The 15,808-nt window shown below is 75.5% G+C and carries 12 protein-coding genes; 7 read left to right on the top strand and 5 right to left on the bottom strand.

From position 1 onward, the window contains the following. Nucleotide 1: 1 nt before the first annotated feature. From E1B22_RS10395 to E1B22_RS10405, 3 genes are all read right to left on the bottom strand, one after another. Entirely contained in the window at nucleotides 2-1,954 is a 1,953-nt protein-coding gene (locus tag E1B22_RS10395) for an AarF/ABC1/UbiB kinase family protein (RefSeq protein ID WP_135225598.1), read from the bottom strand. 140 nt (nucleotides 1,955-2,094) lie between these two features. Further along, nucleotides 2,095-2,997 (bottom strand): diphthine--ammonia ligase, encoded by a 903-nt coding sequence (locus E1B22_RS10400; RefSeq protein ID WP_243123341.1) that lies wholly within the window; start codon nucleotides 2,995-2,997, stop codon nucleotides 2,095-2,097. A 130-nt stretch (nucleotides 2,998-3,127) separates the two neighbouring features. Beyond that, the gene (locus E1B22_RS10405; protein ID WP_135225599.1) at nucleotides 3,128-4,477 is read right to left on the bottom strand and encodes a M20 family metallopeptidase; all 1,350 of its coding nucleotides are present in this window, start codon (nucleotides 4,475-4,477) and stop codon (nucleotides 3,128-3,130) included. Between the two features lie 289 nt (nucleotides 4,478-4,766). On the opposite strand from E1B22_RS10405, the gene bshA reads away from it, so the two are divergent. The 4 genes from bshA to E1B22_RS10425 all read left to right on the top strand — a co-directional run bounded on the left by bshA (nucleotide 4,767) and on the right by E1B22_RS10425 (nucleotide 9,501). Beyond that, entirely contained in the window at nucleotides 4,767-6,317 is a 1,551-nt protein-coding gene (bshA, locus tag E1B22_RS10410; protein ID WP_243123343.1) for an N-acetyl-alpha-D-glucosaminyl L-malate synthase BshA, read from the top strand. A 31-nt stretch (nucleotides 6,318-6,348) separates the two neighbouring features. Continuing rightward, nucleotides 6,349-6,711: a S1 RNA-binding domain-containing protein gene (locus tag E1B22_RS10415; protein ID WP_135225600.1), complete on the top strand. Its 363-nt coding sequence runs from the start codon at nucleotides 6,349-6,351 to the stop codon at nucleotides 6,709-6,711. Nucleotides 6,712-6,959: 248 nt separating this feature from the next. Beyond that, entirely contained in the window at nucleotides 6,960-8,525 is a 1,566-nt protein-coding gene (locus E1B22_RS13955; RefSeq protein WP_135225601.1) for an oligosaccharide flippase family protein, read from the top strand. A 541-nt stretch (nucleotides 8,526-9,066) separates the two neighbouring features. Next, a complete protein-coding gene (locus E1B22_RS10425) occupies nucleotides 9,067-9,501 on the top strand; it encodes a methylglyoxal synthase (RefSeq protein WP_135225602.1) in 435 nt (144 codons plus the stop codon). A 91-nt stretch (nucleotides 9,502-9,592) separates the two neighbouring features. On the opposite strand, the gene E1B22_RS10430 is transcribed toward E1B22_RS10425, so the two are convergent. Beyond that, nucleotides 9,593-9,853: an alpha/beta-type small acid-soluble spore protein gene (locus E1B22_RS10430; RefSeq protein ID WP_135225603.1), complete on the bottom strand. Its 261-nt coding sequence runs from the start codon at nucleotides 9,851-9,853 to the stop codon at nucleotides 9,593-9,595. Nucleotides 9,854-10,280: 427 nt separating this feature from the next. Between E1B22_RS10430 and E1B22_RS10435 the strand changes: the two genes are divergently transcribed. From E1B22_RS10435 to E1B22_RS10445, 3 genes are all read left to right on the top strand, one after another. Further along, nucleotides 10,281-12,056 (top strand): 2-oxoacid:acceptor oxidoreductase subunit alpha, encoded by a 1,776-nt coding sequence (locus E1B22_RS10435; protein WP_135225604.1) that lies wholly within the window; start codon nucleotides 10,281-10,283, stop codon nucleotides 12,054-12,056. A 3-nt stretch (nucleotides 12,057-12,059) separates the two neighbouring features. Then, nucleotides 12,060-12,938, top strand: a complete 879-nt coding sequence (locus E1B22_RS10440) for a 2-oxoacid:ferredoxin oxidoreductase subunit beta (protein WP_135225605.1) — start codon at nucleotides 12,060-12,062, stop codon at nucleotides 12,936-12,938. 894 nt (nucleotides 12,939-13,832) lie between these two features. Continuing rightward, complete coding sequence (locus E1B22_RS10445; protein ID WP_135225606.1) at nucleotides 13,833-14,408, top strand: DinB family protein; 576 nt, start codon at nucleotides 13,833-13,835, stop codon at nucleotides 14,406-14,408. 531 nt (nucleotides 14,409-14,939) lie between these two features. On the opposite strand, the gene yjjX is transcribed toward E1B22_RS10445, so the two are convergent. After that, nucleotides 14,940-15,572 (bottom strand): inosine/xanthosine triphosphatase, encoded by a 633-nt coding sequence (gene yjjX, locus E1B22_RS10450; protein WP_135225607.1) that lies wholly within the window; start codon nucleotides 15,570-15,572, stop codon nucleotides 14,940-14,942. Nucleotides 15,573-15,808 lie beyond the last annotated feature (236 nt).

Here is a 15,808-nt window from a genome sequence, read left to right on the forward strand (position 1 = left end):
CTCACAGGCGCCCGGACCGTACGATGGCCCACAGCAGCGCCGCCGTGGCGAGGGCCAGGAGCCCGACGCCCACCTCCAGGAAGGGGAACCGCAGGACGGGTTCGCTCCGACCCAGCAGCGCCCCCGCCACCACCAGCGCCGCCATCAGAATCGTAAAGGAAAGCAGGAGCACGCTGAAGGCCAGCCGGTTGACGAGCCGGCTCAGGCCCTGGTGCAGCTCCGCGCGTTCCACCACCTCGACCTTGAAGACGGGGCGGCCCGCCCGGGCTGCGGCCAGCAGGGCGTGGAGCTGGACGGGCAGGTCCAGCAGGGGCTCGGCCCGTTCCTCCCACCGGTCCAGCCAGCGCCGGCCCACCTCCGCGGGCGAGAGATACTGGCGCAGGAGGCGTCGACCCAGGGGGCGCGCGAGATCGAGGACCGACAGCGCAGGATCGATGGCCCGCACGACCCCTTGCAGGGACAGCAGGGTCTTGCCCACCAGGGCGAGATCGGCGGGCACGCGCACGCGGTGCCGCCGCAAGAGGTCGAAGAACACCGGCAGCAGCTCGGCCAGGTCCAGCTGGCCCACCGGTACGTCCAGGTACCGGTCCAGCAACAGCTCCAGATCCCGGCGCAGCCGACGCCGGTCGGCGTCGGGCGGGATGGTCGCCACCCCCTCGACGGCCGCCAGCAGCGCCCCCGCGTCCCTGCGCCACAGGGCCACCACCGCCGCCGCCAGCTGGCGCCGGGTGGTGCGGTCCAGCTGACCGGCGACGCCGAAGTCGACGAGCCCGATGCGACCGCCAGGTAGCAAGAGGATGTTCCCGGGGTGCGGGTCGGCGTGGAAGAAGCCGGTCCGGAAGAGGGGGTCGAGCACGGCGTCCACCACGGTCCGCGCCACGCGACGGGCCGCGTCGGGCGCCAAGGCGTCCAGCTCCAGCAGCTTGGTCCCCTCGAGGCGCTCCAGGGTCAGCACCCGGGGCGTGGTGTACTCCCAGATCACCGCGGGGATGCGCACGTCGGGCCGGCCCGCCAGGGCCCGGGCCAGGCGCTGGGCATTGCGGCCCTCGCCCACGAAGTCCAGCTCCGCCCGCAGGCTCGCCGCCAGCTCGGCGGCGATGTCGCGGAACGGGTAGAACGCCGCCCAGGGGCTGTAACGCTCGGCCAGGTCCGCCAGGTCCATGAGCAGCGCCAGGTCCGCCTCGATGGTGCGGCGGATCCCGGGCCGCTGAACCTTCACCACCACCGGGCGGCCGTCGGGCAGCTGGGCCGCGTGGACCTGGCCGATGGACGCGGCCGCCAGCGGGCGCGGCTCGAACCGGGCGAAGAGCTGGTGGATCGGCCGGCCCAGCTCCCGCTCGATCTGGGCCGCCGCCTCCTCGTAGGGGAACGGCGGCACCCGGTCCTGCAACCGCTCCAGCTCCCGCAACACGTCCGGCGGCACGAGGTCGGGGCGGGTGCTGAGCACCTGGCCGAGCTTGACGAAGGTGGGCCCGAGCTCCTCCAGCGCCCGCCGCAGATGGAGGCCCAGGTTGCGCTCCCGATCCCAGGCAGCGGGACCGGCCCGAGGGCCGGGAGGCGGCCCACCGGGGGGCGGGGACGGCGCTGCCGCCAGCTGCGACGACCGGCCGCCCGGGCCACCCGCTTCCCCGGCGGCGCCGCTCTCGACCGGGCCGCCGGCCGCGGGCCCCTCACCCGCGGCGGAACCCAGCGCCTGGGCAGCCCCTGCAGCGTCCCGCCCGCCAGCGGCGGCGTCCCGCGGCGGGTGGGCGGGCATCTCCAGGGGAGGGGCGCCGCTCGGCCCGGGACGACGTCGGCTGAACCATCCCCACGGTCGCGGCCGGCCGAGGCGCGGCAGGCCCGCCTGTTCCACCAGCGCCGTCAGGCCGTGGCGCGCCAGGACGGTGGCGATCTCGCGGTACCGCCGCAGGTGACGCAACCGCTGGTAACGGTGGTAACGGCCCGTGGCCGCCACGCCGATCCCCCCTTCCCCTGCGCGGCGCTCCGCGCCCGCGCCCATGGGAGAGCCTGCACCTCTGGGTGAGGCTGTCACCCCGGGGCCATTGTAAACGGCCGGGCGGTCCGGGAGCCGACGGCGCCGGCCTCCGGCGGGCCTCAGCCCGCCGGGACCAGGTCCAGGTACCAGAAGCCGTCGCGCCACACCCGCCGGCCCCGGCGGAAGGCGACGGGCCGGCCGAAGCCGGGGCCGTCGTAGACGAAGGTGTGGAACTCGCCCCGTTCGCCGCACGGGTCGACCCCACGGGGCAGGTCCGCGAGGAACTGGCGGTCGTACTCCCGCCCCAGCCACTCCGGCCCCAGGTGGCGCGGGTCGACGCAGACCACCACGGCGCGCAGGCCCGCCGCCACCGCCCCCAGGGCCAGGGCCGCGGGATCCTCCCCCCACAGGGGGAAGAGCGGGCGGAGGCCGGCCCGGGCCATCTGCTGCTCCCGATAGGCGCGGACGTCCGCCAGGTAGAGGTCCCCGAAGGCCACCGCACCGATGCCGCGGCGCGCCAGCTCCGCCAGCGTCCGCGCCATGCGGCGCTCGTACTCGGCGTTGGAGCAGGGCTGGGGCAGCGGCACCTCCCACAGGGGGAGGCCCAGGGAACGGGCCTGGGCCGCGATCAGCTCCCGGCGCACGCCGTGCATGCTGATGCGGCCGTTGGTCTCGTTGAAGGTGGCCAGCAGCCCGGCCACCCGCACCCGCGGGTCGGCCGCCAGGCGGGCCAGGGCCAGGGTGGAGTCCTTGCCCCCGCTCCAGCTCAGGGCCACGGGAGGAACGCGGCGGCGCCCCGCCGGGTCGGCCGGCGCAGCGCCCGGCCCTTGCGGATGGCGGCCCGGCCCGCGCCCATGGGCCATCCCGCCTGGACGCCCACCGCCTTCCTGCCCGGTCGCAGGCCCCCTCCCGGCATCCCAGCGCTGCCGGGGAGCGGCGGCCTGCCCACGCCGGCCTCCTCGTTCCTCCGCGACCGCAGAGGGCGCGGCCTGGTCCCCTCGGCCCACCTCCGCGTGGTCCATTCGGCCCACCTCCCTTCGTCCCGGCGACCCGGCAGGCACGGTGCGCGAGGGCCGGCCCTCCCATCGGGCAGGGCCCGGTCCGTCGGGGGATGGGGCGTCCTCGCCTGGGGCACCCGGGAGGCGCGGTGGGCTACGCCCCGGCGACGCCCAGCCACCCCGCAAAGGCGACGGCGTAGAGGAGGGCGCCCTCGGCCAGCTCCTCCACCGGGATGAACTCGCCCGGGGCGTGGGCCAGGTCCGGGCGGCCCGGACCGAAGATCACCGTGGGAATGCCCGCGCGCACCAGGTAGCGCATGTCGGTCACCGCCACCGTGCCGGCCTCCGGGGGGTCCTGACCCGTCACCGCGCGGACCGCCGCCCGCACCACCTGGACCACGGCGGCGTCCTCCGGCGTCTCCGCGGGCTCCGCCCAGCGCCAGCGGGTGATGGTGGCGGTGACGCCCGGATGCCGCCGCAGCACCTCGCCGATCAGCGCCTGCACCTCCCGGCGCACCCCCTCCTCCGTCTCGCCCGGCACCGCCCGCCGGTCGACCACCAGGTCACACCGCTCCGGCACCCGGTTCGGGCTGTCGCCGCCGCGGATGCGCCCGACGACGGCAGTGGGCGGCCCCAGGAGCGGGTGGAAGACGTCCCCCACGCGCTCCTCGAGGGCCAGCACCAGGCGGGCGGCCGCGGCCACGGCGCTGGCGCCCAGGTGCGGCGTCGCCGCGTGGGCCGGCCGCCCCCGGAGTCGCAGGTGGATCCACGCCGCGCCCCGCTGGGCCCGGACCAGGTGCAGGCGGGTCGGCTCGCCCACGATGGCCCCGTCCGCCCGCAGCAGGCCACGGCGGGCGAGCCAGCCCGCCCCGTGGCGACCCATGGCCTCCTCGTCGGCGACCAACGCCAGGACCAGGGTGCCCCGCCGCGGGCCACCCAGTCGGGCCAGGGCCGCGGCGGCGCCCAGGGCCGCGGCGACCGGTCCCTTCATGTCCACCGCCCCGCGGCCGTAGAGGCGCCCGCCGTCGAGGACCGCCGCGAAGGGCGGGTGGGGCCAGGCGCTAGGGTCGCCGGCCGCCACCACGTCCAGGTGCCCGCACCACAGCAGGGTCGGTCCCGGCTCCGCACCGGGGCGGCGGGCGATCACGTTGACCCGACCCGGCCGCGGTTCGTAGGTGGTCACCGCGAAGCCGTGGCGCTCCAGCCACGGGATCGCCACGGCGGCCGCCCGGGCCTCGCGGCCCGGCGGGTTGACCGTGACGGCGCGGATCAGGTCGCGGGCCAGGTCGACCACCGCCTCCCGGGGAAGGGCCGCGGCCAGTCGCGGGACCAGGGCGGCCAGGCCGTCGGTTGGCCCACCGCCGGCCGCCGGGGGTCTCCCCGATCCTGCGGTCGGCCCGTCGCCGGCTACCTCCGTGGGCCCTGCGCCGCCGGTGCCCTCGCCGCAGGGCTGGGGCACCGCCGGCGGGATGCCCCTGGCCGGCGGGAACCCGCTGGTCGGCATGGACCTCACCTCTCCGTTCCACGGCTCCGCAGCCGCCGGGACGCGGGCCGCGGCGGGCTGCGGGAGACGGTTGCAGCGGCGATGCTGCGCAGCGGAGGCTGCTACCGGTGGCGACCGCGCTGCGGCTCGCCGTTCGGGGACATGGGCAGCGGCGCCTGCTGCGCCGCGGAGACTGCTACAATGGGGACCGCGGATCGCGGGACCCGGAGGCGCATCCCGGGCCGCCCCCGCGCCGGGGCGGCGGTGGCCCCCGCCCGCGGGGCCCGGTCCCACGGAGAGGAGGACGCCCGTGCGCACCGCGCCGGCGCACCGCGGGCTGCCAGCCTGGGACGAGGGGCTGGCGGCGCCCGCCATCCCCGATCACCTCGCCATCCACGATAACGCTCTCGCGGACGCCGTGCTCGACGTCCGCCAGCCCTTCGGCCCCGGGCGCGGGACGTCCGCCGCCGCCTGCCCGCCTGGAGTCGCGCCGGTCGACCCGGCGGGGGACGCGGCCGGGCCGGTTCGTCCGGAAGAACCCGGCCCAGGGGCGGGGCCCGCCCCGGCCCACGGCCCGGCAGGGGTCGCGGCCGACCGCCGTCCCCTGCGGATCGGCATCAGCTGCTACCCCTCCTCGGGGGGCAGCGGCGTGGTGGCCACCGAACTCGGCCACCAGCTGGCCGCCCGCGGCCACCAGGTGCACTTCATCAGCCACGACGTACCCTTCCGCCTGGACCTGACGCGGCCCGGGATCCACTTCCACCCGGTGGAGGTGCCGTCGTACCCGCTCTTCACCTACCCGCCCTACGACCTGGCCCTGGCGAACCAGATGGCCGCCGTGGCGGAGACGTGGGGGTTGGACCTGCTCCACGTCCACTACGCGATCCCCCACGCCACCGCCGCGTACCTGGCGCGGGCCATGCTGGGCCCCGGCCGCCCCCTGCGGGTGGTGACGACGCTGCACGGCACGGACATCACGCTGCTGGGCACCCACCCCTCCTTCCAGCGCATCGTCGAGTTCAGCATCAACCGGTCCGACGCGGTGACGGTGGTCTCCCACCACCTGCGGGAGGCGACGCTGGCCGCCTTCCGGGTGGAGCGGCCGCTGGAGGTGATCCCCAACTTCGTCGATCCCGCGGTCTTCCACCCGCCCCGCCACCGGGACGACCCGGCCCTGCGTCGCGGCCTGGCCGAGCCGGGCGAACGGGTCCTGGTCCACGTGTCCAACTTCCGCCCGGCCAAGGACGCCCCCACGGTGATCGCGGTCTTCGCCCGGGTCTGCCGGGAGGTGCCGGCGCGGCTCCTGCTGGTGGGCCACGGTCCCGACGTCGACCGCTGCGCCCACATGGCGCACCAGCTGGGCATCGCCGACCGCGTGCGCTTCCTGGGCGAACACGCCGACGTGGCGCGGCTGCTGGCGGCCGCCGACCTGTTCCTGCTGCCGTCGCGGCAGGAGGCCTTCGGCCTCGCGGCCCTTGAGGCCATGGCCTGCGGCGTGCCCGTCGTCGCCGCCCGCACCGGCGGGCTGCCCGAGGTGGTCGAACACGGCAGGACCGGCTATCTGCTGCCGCCGGGCGACGTGGAAGGCATGGCGCGCTGCGCCCTCGAGCTGCTGCGGGATCCCGACCGGCACGCCGCCTTCGCCCGGGCGGCCGCCGAGACGGCCCGGCGCCGGTTCGCGGCGGAGGCCATCGTCCCGCGGTACGAGGCGCTCTATCGCCGCCTGCTCGCCACCGCGCCCGCGAACGCCACCGCGGGGCCGGGGGGCACCGCCCCTTCCCCGGGGGACGGCGCCCCCTCGCCGGGGAGGGTCGCCGCAGGGACGGACACCCCTTCTGTTCCGGGCCGCGATGTGAGATAATAGCACCATCCTGGTAGCTAGGAGGCGTGGCATGGCGGAAGCATACACGGTCGGCGACATCGTCGAGGGCACGGTGGACGGGATCACCGGATTCGGTGCCTTCGTCAAGCTGCCCGATGGGCGGACCGGCCTGGTCCACATCTCGGAGGTCGCCCACGGGTGGGTCGAGAACGTCAGCGACCACCTGTCGGTGGGCGACACGGTGAAGGTGAAGATCCTGCGCATCGACGAGGCCAACAACAAGATCGCCCTGTCCATCAAGGCGACCCAGCCGGCACCCCCCGACGGCGGGCGCCGGCCGCGGCGCGACAATCGCGACTTCGAGCGGAAGTTGGCGGACTTCCTCAAGCAGTCCGAGAAGAAGCTCCGGGATGCCCGCCTGGAGCGCTGGTAGGCCCACCCGCACCCCGGGCCGCCGGCCATGGCGCCGGCGGCCCCTTTGTTTTCACGCCCCACGTCGCTGCGCGGAGGCGCGCCGACGGCTCCAGCGCGGCCGCGGCGGATGCGGCGGCCGCCCCCGTCCCCGTCCCGCGACCGGCCGGGCCCGGCGGGCCGGGCCCCCGCGGTCCGATGGGTTCGCCGGGTTTTGAGCCCGTCCCCCGCCGCATAGCCATGGTGGCGTGAAGAGGGGACGGGATCGGCATGGGCGGCATCCTGGGCTCCACCCTCTGGCTGACGGCCGGCAACCTGGCCAACCGCTCGCTGGGGCTCCTCTACCGCCTGCTGCTTGCGCGCCTCCTGGATCCCGCCCGGCTGGGCCTCTTCCAGTTGGCCATGTCCCTCTACTTCTCCCTCCTGACCCCCGTGGTCGCAGGGCTGCCCGACGCGGTGGCCCGGGTCACGGCGCGCAGCGCGGCCCACCCGCTGCTGCCGCGGGTCATCGCCCGCACGGCGACACTGGCGGTGCTCGGCGTGGCCGTGCCGGCCCTGGTGCTGCTCGGGACCGGCTGGACGCCGCCCGGCCCCGGCTGGGACGAGGCGCGCCGGGCCGTCCCCCTGGCGCTCTTCCTGCCGGCCGTCGCCCTGGCCGCGGCCTCGGCGGTGCTGCGCGGCCAGTTCCTGGGCGACGGCCGCGCCGCCTGGATCGTGGTGGCCCAGCTGGTGGAGCAGCTGGTGCGGGTCGGCGCCCTCTTCCTGGCGGTCCACCCCGGGTTCGTCCTCCCCTGGTCACCCCTGGGGTTCCTGGTCGGCCTCCTGGTGGCCGGGGAGGCGGTGGGCTTCCTCGCCACCATGCTCGCCCACCAGGCGGTGCGCGCCCCGGCCACCCGTCCGCGCCCGACGGCTCCGGGCGCGGCCGCCTCCGGGACCCCGCGAGGACCGGCCGCCGACGTGCCCCCGCGCCTAGGAGAGGTGCTGGGTCTCGCAGCCCCTGCCACCGTGGAACGCATCCTCCTCTCGGCGGGACGGCTGGTGGAGGCGACCCTGGTGCCCACCCGGCTGGTCCAGGTGGGCCTCACCCTCGACCAGGCGCTGGCGGTCTACGGCGAGCTGGGGAGCCTGGCCGCGCCCCTGCTGCTGCTCCCCACCGTCTTCAGCGGCGCCCTGGCCGCCGCCATCGTCCCCGCCGTCGCCCAGGCGGAGACCGATCCCGCGCGCCTGCGCCAGCAGGTGCGGCGCGCGGTGGCCGTGGCGCTGCACCTCGGGGTGCTGGCTGCCGTGCTCTTCCACCGGGAGGGCGCGACCCTGGCGGCCCTGCTCTTCCCAGGGGCCGTGGGCGGCGACTACCCCGGCGCCGGCCACCTGATCCACTGGGTGGCACCGGCGGCGTTGCTACTCTACACCGACCAGGTGGCGGCGGCGGTGATGCGCGGCCTCGGCCGGCCGCTGGAGCCCATGCTGGTCGACCTGACCTCGGCGGCCGTGCGCGTGGCGGTGATCGCGGGGGGCATCCGGCCGGCGATGGACCCCGAGGCGGCGGTACGGGTGGTGTGCCTGTCCCTGGTGGCCGACGTGGCCGTGGCGGGATGCGGCAACCTGGCCTGTGCCCTGTGGCGCACGGGGACGCGGCCGGACCTGGTCGGTTGGATCGTGCTCCCCGCCTGCGCGGGCGTGGCCGCCCTGGGCATCCTCGACGGCGTCGGGCCGCTGCTGGGCGCGGCGCTGCCCGGCCGCCTCCTCACCTGGACGGCGGCAGCCCTGGCGGTGGCGGTCATCGCCTGGGTCGCTGCCGCCCCCGCCCGACCGGGGCGGCCCCCCGTGCGGGCGTGACCCCGGAGGGACGCCGACCGCCTGGGCCCGGGGGGCGTCGCCCGCCTGGGGGACGCGGACGCGCGCCGGGCGACCGGGACGGGCTCCGCGCAACCAGACGCGCGCGGGGCGACCGGGACGGGCTCCGCGTAACCAGGACGCGCGCGGGGCGACCGGGACGCGCTCCGCGGAACCCCGTCGCGCGCGACTGGGAGGCCCCGGGACCCGACGGTGTCCTGAGGGGCCGGACGGGGGGCGGGGGGCGGCGGGCCTCGCCACCGGCCGGGTGCGGCCGCGGAGCGCATCGCCTTGCGGGGCGCGAAGGGATCGCTCCCCCACGTGACAAGGGGCCCCCGTGCACCAGGGTGCGCGAGGCCATCTTCACCGCCACGGGGACGCCGAGGTCGCCCTCACGCCACGCCGGGCCCTCGGGGCTCGTGAGGATCCGGACGTGCACCCCCGGCCCTGCCGCAGGGCATGGATCCGGTGGACCGATGGCGAACTTAACGGCGGTGGTTCCATGTGGTGGGGACCGCCAACACCGCTACCGGGGGTGAAGGGCGTGCGCGTGGCGCTGATCGCCCACGACAAGAAGAAGCCGGAGCTGCTGGAGTTCGTCCGCCGCTATCGGGACGTCCTGGCCCAGCACGAGCTGGTGGCCACAGGAACCACGGGGCGCATGGTCGCGGAGGCCACGGGCCTGCCGGTCCACTGCTTCCTGTCGGGGCCCCTGGGCGGCGACCAGCAGATCGGGAGCGAGATCGCCGCCGGCCGCATCGACGTGGTCTTCTTCCTGCGCGACCCCCTGACGGCCCATCCCCACGAGCCCGACGTCTCCGCGCTGCTCCGCCTCTGCGACGTCCACAACCTGCCCATCGCGACGAACCTGGGCACGGCCGAGGCGGTCATGGCTCACCTCGCGCGGATGAGCGCGGCCCGTGCGGACGAACAACGGCAAGGAGGCGGGGACCGAAGCCCCCGCCTCGGGGTGTCCTGAGTCGAGTCCCGGCGTCGAGACCAGGCCGGCACCGGACCACCGGGTCCAGGCCCGGGCATCGCGACGCCGGCGCTCGCGGTTCAGGCTCCCGTCACCGGGTCTGCTGGCCGGGGATCTGCTGGCTTACCGGCGGCAGGGTGCCCTGCTGCGCCAGCTGCTGCTCGGCCAGCGCGATCATCCGCCGCACCATGTGACCGCCCACGGCGCCCGTCAGACGGGTGGGCATGTCACCCCAGTAGCCGTCCTGGGGAACCTGAATGCCGAGCTCCTGCGCTACCTCATACTTGAAGCGGTCCAGCGCCGGCTCCGCACCGCGGAACAGGGCGCGGTTCCGCTGCTGACCCTGGGCCATCGTCGCACCTCCTTCGCGGCTTCCTAGAGGGCCGTCGTTGCCCGAGGCAGTCATAGCATGAGGACGCCCCACCGCCTTCATGCTGCCAAGCTCAGGGTCCTGCGCCGGCATCCGGTCCCCCCGCCCACGCCGTGACGGGCCCCACCGCGCGCAGCGACGAGGACGACCCGGCGACGCCGCCGGCGCGCGACGGCCGCCCTGGGACATGCAGGCATGCAGGCGGGCGTGCAGGCGATGCGCGAGGCCGCGGGCGCGGAGAAGGTTCGCGGAAGGTTCGCGATGGTTGGAACGGTCTGGAAAACCTGCAGGAATCGTTGCGCTGCCCTGCAAAGTTGCATGGGCGGTTGCCAAGGGGCTATAGTACAATACCTTTGCGACGAAGCGCGAAGGGCGGCTTCCGCCGAATCCCGCTAAGGAGGCAGCGTCCGTGAGCAATGAGCTCACCTGGGTGGTAGGCGGCCAGCAGGGCGAGGGCATCGACACGACGGGCGAGATCCTGGCGTCGGCGCTGAACCGCCTTGGCTATCATATCTTCGGTTATCGGACCTTCGGGTCCCGGATCAAAGGCGGTCACACCAACTATCGCGTTCGCATCGCGCAGCGGCCGGTCTACGGCATCGCCCCCCAGATCGACGTCCTCGTCGCCTTCGACCAGGATACCATCAATCGCCTCGCCGGTGAGATGGCCCGGGGAGGCGTCGTTGTCTTTAACGGCAAGGGCGGCCGCGGCAAGCTGCCGCCGGGCGTCCGGGACGTCCGTCTGGTGGAGGTCCCCATGCTCGAGCTGGCCCGCGAGCTGGGGAACCCCATCATGAAGAACATGGTCGGCGTCGGCGTCTCGGCGGCGCTCCTCGGCCTTGCCGTCGAGGACATCGAGCCCGTCGTCGACGAGCGCTTCGCCGGCAAGGGCGGCAAGCTGGTCGAGGCCAACAAGGCCGCGTTGCGCCGCGGCTACGAGGCGGCCCTGGCCGCGCTGGGCGAGACGGGCGACCGCCTGCGCCTGGGTCCGGCCGACGGCCGGCGGCGGTACCTCATGACCGGCGACGAGGCGGCGGCCTTCGGCGCCCTGGTGGCGGGCTGCCGCCTGGTGGCGGCCTATCCGATCACCCCCGCCTCCGAGATCATGCACTGGATGGTCAAGAAGCTGCCCCAGTACGGCGGCGTGGTCGTCCAGGCGGAGGACGAGATCGCGGCCATCAGCACGGTGATCGGCGCGGGCTACGCCGGCGTGCGCGCCATGACCTCCACGTCGGGGCCGGGCTTCTCCCTGATGCAGGAGGCCATCGGCTACGCCGGCATGATCGAGGCGCCGTGCGTCATCGTCAACGTCCAGCGCGCGGGTCCGAGCACGGGCATGCCCACCAAGCACGAGCAGTCGGACCTGTTCGAGATGGTGATGGGATCCCACGGCGACCTGCCGCGGATCGTGCTGGCGCCGGTGACCATCGAGGACTGCTTCTACGCCGCCGTCGACGCGTTCAACCTGGCGGACCGCTACCAGACGCCGGTGGTCCTGGCCATGGACCTGGCGCTGGGATTGAGCAAGCAGACGGTCGACGACATCGACTTCAGCCGGGTGCGCATCGATCGCGGCGAGATCGCCGTGCCCGACGACCTCAACTGGGACGGCGGCGACTTCAAGCGCTACCGGTTCACCGAGACCGGCATCTCGCCCCGGTCGCTGCCCGGCATGCCCGGAGGCCTGCACCTGGCGACGGGGCTGGAACACGACGAGACCGGCCACATCACGGAAGACCGCGGCAACCGGGTGCGGATGATGCAGAAGCGCCTGCGCAAGTTCGCCGCGGTGAACGGGATCGAGACCGTGCGCTACGAAGGGCCCGAGCACCCCGACGTGCTGCTGGTGGGCTGGGGCGCCAGCTACGGAGCCCTGCGCGAGGCGCGGGAGGCGCTGGGCGCGCAGGGGCTGTCGGTCGGTCACGCCCACATCCGCCTGCTGGCGCCGTTCCCCGTGGCGGCGGTGGCGGATCTGCTCGGCCGCGCGAAGCACGTCTTCGTGGCGGAGAACAACGCCCTCGGCCAGCTGGCGGCGCTGATCCGCCAGCACGTGGACAGCGCGGACAAGGCGCGGCTGCGGACCATCAACAAGTACGACGGCACCCTCTTCCTCCCGGGCGAGATCGTCGAGCCGGTCCTGGAGGCGGTCTCGCCCCTGGCCACCGCGGCCAAGGAGGTCGGATGAGCGATGGCGACGGTCGTCCGTACGCCCAAGGACTACCGGACCAACGCGGCACCGTGGTGGTGCCCCGGCTGCGGCGACTTCGGCGTGCTGCGCGCGCTGCAGGAAGCCGCCGCGAAGCTGAACCTGGCGCCGGAGAACGTGGTCCTGGTGGCGGGCGTCGGCTGCTCGGGCAAGATCGGCGACTACTTCCGCTCCTACAGCGTCCACACGGTCCACGGGCGCACCATGCCCGTGGCCATGGGCATCAAGCTGGCCAACCGCAACCTGACGGTGATCGCCGCCGGCGGCGACGGCGACGGCTACGGCATCGGGCTGAACCACTTCATCCACGCGGTGCGCCGGAACATCGACATCACCTACATCGTGATGGACAACCACATCTACGGGCTGACCAAGGGGCAGTTCTCGCCCACCAGCGCCCAGGGGTTCAAGACCACCTCGTCCCCGGCGGGGACCGCCGATCGCCCCGTCAAGCCGCTGCAGCTGGCGCTGGCGGCGGGGGTCACTTACCTGGCCCAGGCCTTCTCGTCCTACCCGGACCACATGGCGGAGATCATCGCCGAGGCCATCCAGCACAAGGGCTTCTCGCTGGTCAACTGCATCAGCCCGTGCGTCACCTACAACAAGGTCAACACCTACGACTTCTACAAGCAGAACCTGGTCAACCTGGACGAGGACCCGGACTACGACCCGCGCAACTACGACCTGGCCGTCGAGACGGTCCGCAAGTACGACGAGCTGGTGATCGGGCGCATCTACATCGACGACAGCCAGCCCACCTACCAGGATCTGTTGCCGGGCTACGCCGAGGAGCCGCTGGTCCACGCTCGGCTGGAGTACGAGCCGGAGCACTGGCGGGCGATCCTGAAGGAGTTCGCGTGAACGCGGCCCGGCCGGCGGCGGTCCCGCGCGATCTGGCCACGGAGCGCCGCGACGGGTCCGGGGCGTTGACGGACGCCTGTCCAGCGGTCGGACGGCTGCGGAGCGCGCGGGACGGCGGTGACGCGCGGCCCGCGACGCGCAGGGTCCGGGGAGGGGACGGAGCGCGGGGCACAAACCGCGGCCGGGACGGCCGCGAGGGCCCGGGGCCTCCACGAAGGGCTCCGGGCGCGCGGCCCAGGACCCGGACGGCCGGCGGTCCGGGAGGGCCAGCACGCCCGAAGGCCCGGGCCGTCGCCGAAGCCCACGGGAGGGGCACGGCCAGGTCGGCCGCGACGTCCGGGACGTCGACCGGGCCCGCGGGACACGGCCAGGTCGGCGGGGACGTCTGCGGCGTCGAGCAAGCCCACGGGACGGGCCCGTCCACTTGGCCGCGCCCCGGAGACGGCGACGAGGCGCCCGGCACCGGGACGGACGGGTCGGTACCAACAGGGGCTGCGACAGGCGGTGAGCACCCCGCGGCGACGGTCGCCCCGCGGGGCGACCGTCGCCGCGTCGGCCGCGCGGGGGTCCCGGTCGCCGCGGCGACCGGGACCCCCGCGCATCATGGGCGGCCGCCGTCTGGCACTTCTCGACAAGCCGTCCACGGGGCCGACGGGCCGTCCACGGGGCTGACCGGCCGTCCACGTCGGCCCCCCGGCGCCTCCGGGCGCCGCCGCGGTTCGCCACCGCCCGGAGGCATGGCGTCCGTCCGTCGGGTACAATACGACCGAACCGCAGGGAGGAGTGGCGCCGCGTCGAACCGCATCAGGGCGCAGCACGCGCACCGCGCGCTGACGCGAACCGTGGCTCGCCCGGTGCGCGGCGGCCGCGGCCCGGGCGAGGGAGGTGCCGGCCATGCCGGTCCACACCCTGGACGACCTCCAGAGCTACCTCGACCACGCGCGACGCAAGGTCCTCGGGCTGGCCGACCGGGTGCCCCGTGAGCTCTGGACGCGGCGGCCGGCTCCCGATCGCTGGTCGGTGCTGGACAACCTGGAGCACCTGGTCCTGACGGAGCGCTTCTGCGGCGATCTCCTGGAGCGGATGCTGGAGCGGGCGCGCCGCGAGGGGCGCATGAGCCGCGGCCTGCCCATCCGGTGGGTCGACGCCCGGCCGGTCATGCTCGACGCCGAGGGCAAGACCTACACCGCCCCCGTCTGGGCCGAACCCCGCGGACGCTGGGACGAGCAAGAGGTGGCGGAGGAACTGGCCGCCTCCAGGCAGCGGCTGGAGGCGATCCTCCGGGACCTCCCCCGGTATGACGTGGAGCGGGTGATCGAACCCCACCCCCCCTACGGCTGGCCCTTCAACGCCGCCCAGTGGGTCCACTTCGTGGGCCTGCACGAGAACGTCCACGCCCGCCAGCTGGAGCGCATCGCAAGGCACTGGGCCGAGGCCGCCCCAGGGCAGCGGGATCGTCCCGCGCGGTAGGCATGGCCCAGGGCGGTCGCCGCCCCAGGCCCCGGGGTGCGCGACACGGTCGCCGCCCCGGCCCTCGGGGATGCGCAGCACGGTGGACCCCTAGGCCCCCGGGTACGCACGCTGGTTCTCGGCCTCCAGACGACCCGAGGCCGCCGCAGCACGGGATGCGCAGCACGGTCGCCGCCCCAGGCCCCGGGGTGCACACTGCGGTCGCCCCCCCGTCCTGCGGATGCGCGGTACGGCCGGAGCCCCATGCCCCCGGGGTGCGCAGCACGGTCGGCACCACCGTCCCCCGGGGTGTGCAGCACGCTCGACACGGTCGTCCTTCCGGGGATGGGGCGCACGTTCGGACCGCCCCTCGCCGGGGCTGTGCGGCGTGCCGCGGCACCACCCTCCGGGGGTGCGCAGCGCGCTAGGCCCCATCCCCTGGTGTGCCCCGGGCCGGCACGGGCGCCGGCCCGGCAGCCCTACGCCGCCCGCCTCTCCCCGGACGTCCGCCGTCTCGACGGGCATCGCACCGCTCAACCCGGCGGCACGGCCCTACTCCGCCCGCCGCTCCCCGGGGTCGCCGCGCGCTTCCCGGTGCGCTCGCGGCCCGCCGGGGCGGGGTCCGCCGGCGGGCCCCGCCCCGGCGGTGAACCAGGCCCATTGCGGGGTCAACCAGGGGGCCAGGGCGCCGGCCACGGCCATCGCCCACAGCTGGGTGCGGTCGATCAGCCCGCGGGTGAACAGCCCCACGGCGCCCGGACCGCGGCCGATGCCGGGCTGTCCGCTGAGCCGCTCCAGCAGCGGCCCCAGCTCCTCCCCCGCCAGGACACCCCGGACCACCGGCGGCGGCAACGGCATGCGCAAGCTCCACGCCACGCTCTCGTGGCCGTTCCGGTCGCGGGCGCAGCCGGCGCTGAGCAGGTAGCCCTCCCGGTCCACCCCGCCCTCCAGGCCGATGGCCAGGTCGGCGTCGGGCTCGGCCGCCAGGGCGTTGCGCGCCCGCTGCCGCGCCCCGGCCTCGGTCTCGGCGGCGCCCACGGGCTGGGCCGCGACCCCGCTGGGCACCGCGCGGGCGACGACCTGCGTCCCCGGCCACGCCGCCTGCACGATCCGCCGCACGGCCTCCACCTTGGTCGGGTTCGTCGACCCCACCACCACCCGGCGCGGTGCGGCCGGTTCGTCCAAGGGCGATCCCTCCCACGCTTGGGCTGCTCCGGCCCTGGGTGCGCGGGCATCCCCTGGGGCGCTGGCGGCGGCCCGGACGGGAGCCACCATGGCGCGGGTCCCGCCCACGCTGCCCGCGCCGGCGTCGCCTGGGGTGCCGGCCCCCGCCGCACCGGCCCCTGTCGCATGGCGGATCGTGACCGCGCGTTCGCCGTCGGCGTCGAGGCGGTCCGGAGGGTCCCGGTGCCGCACGCCCG

The sequence above is a fragment of the Thermaerobacter sp. FW80 genome (genome assembly GCF_004634385.1).
Lineage (GTDB): Bacteria > Bacillota > Sulfobacillia > Thermaerobacterales > Thermaerobacteraceae > Thermaerobacter > Thermaerobacter composti.

What these genes read in the sequence shown, in the direction of transcription:
- E1B22_RS10405 (WP_135225599.1), bottom strand. Translation starts at nt 4,477, where the DNA reads ATGCCGACCAGCGGGTTCCCGCCGGCCAGGGGCATCCCGCCGGCGGTG.
- E1B22_RS10415 (WP_135225600.1), top strand. Translation starts at nt 6,349, where the DNA reads ATGGCGGAAGCATACACGGTCGGCGACATCGTCGAGGGCACGGTGGAC.
- E1B22_RS10445 (WP_135225606.1), top strand. Translation starts at nt 13,833, where the DNA reads ATGCCGGTCCACACCCTGGACGACCTCCAGAGCTACCTCGACCACGCG.
- E1B22_RS10440 (WP_135225605.1), top strand. Translation starts at nt 12,060, where the DNA reads ATGGCGACGGTCGTCCGTACGCCCAAGGACTACCGGACCAACGCGGCA.
- E1B22_RS10430 (WP_135225603.1), bottom strand. Translation starts at nt 9,853, where the DNA reads ATGGCCCAGGGTCAGCAGCGGAACCGCGCCCTGTTCCGCGGTGCGGAG.
- E1B22_RS10400 (WP_243123341.1), bottom strand. Translation starts at nt 2,997, where the DNA reads ATGGACCACGCGGAGGTGGGCCGAGGGGACCAGGCCGCGCCCTCTGCG.
- E1B22_RS13955 (WP_135225601.1), top strand. Translation starts at nt 6,960, where the DNA reads ATGGGCGGCATCCTGGGCTCCACCCTCTGGCTGACGGCCGGCAACCTG.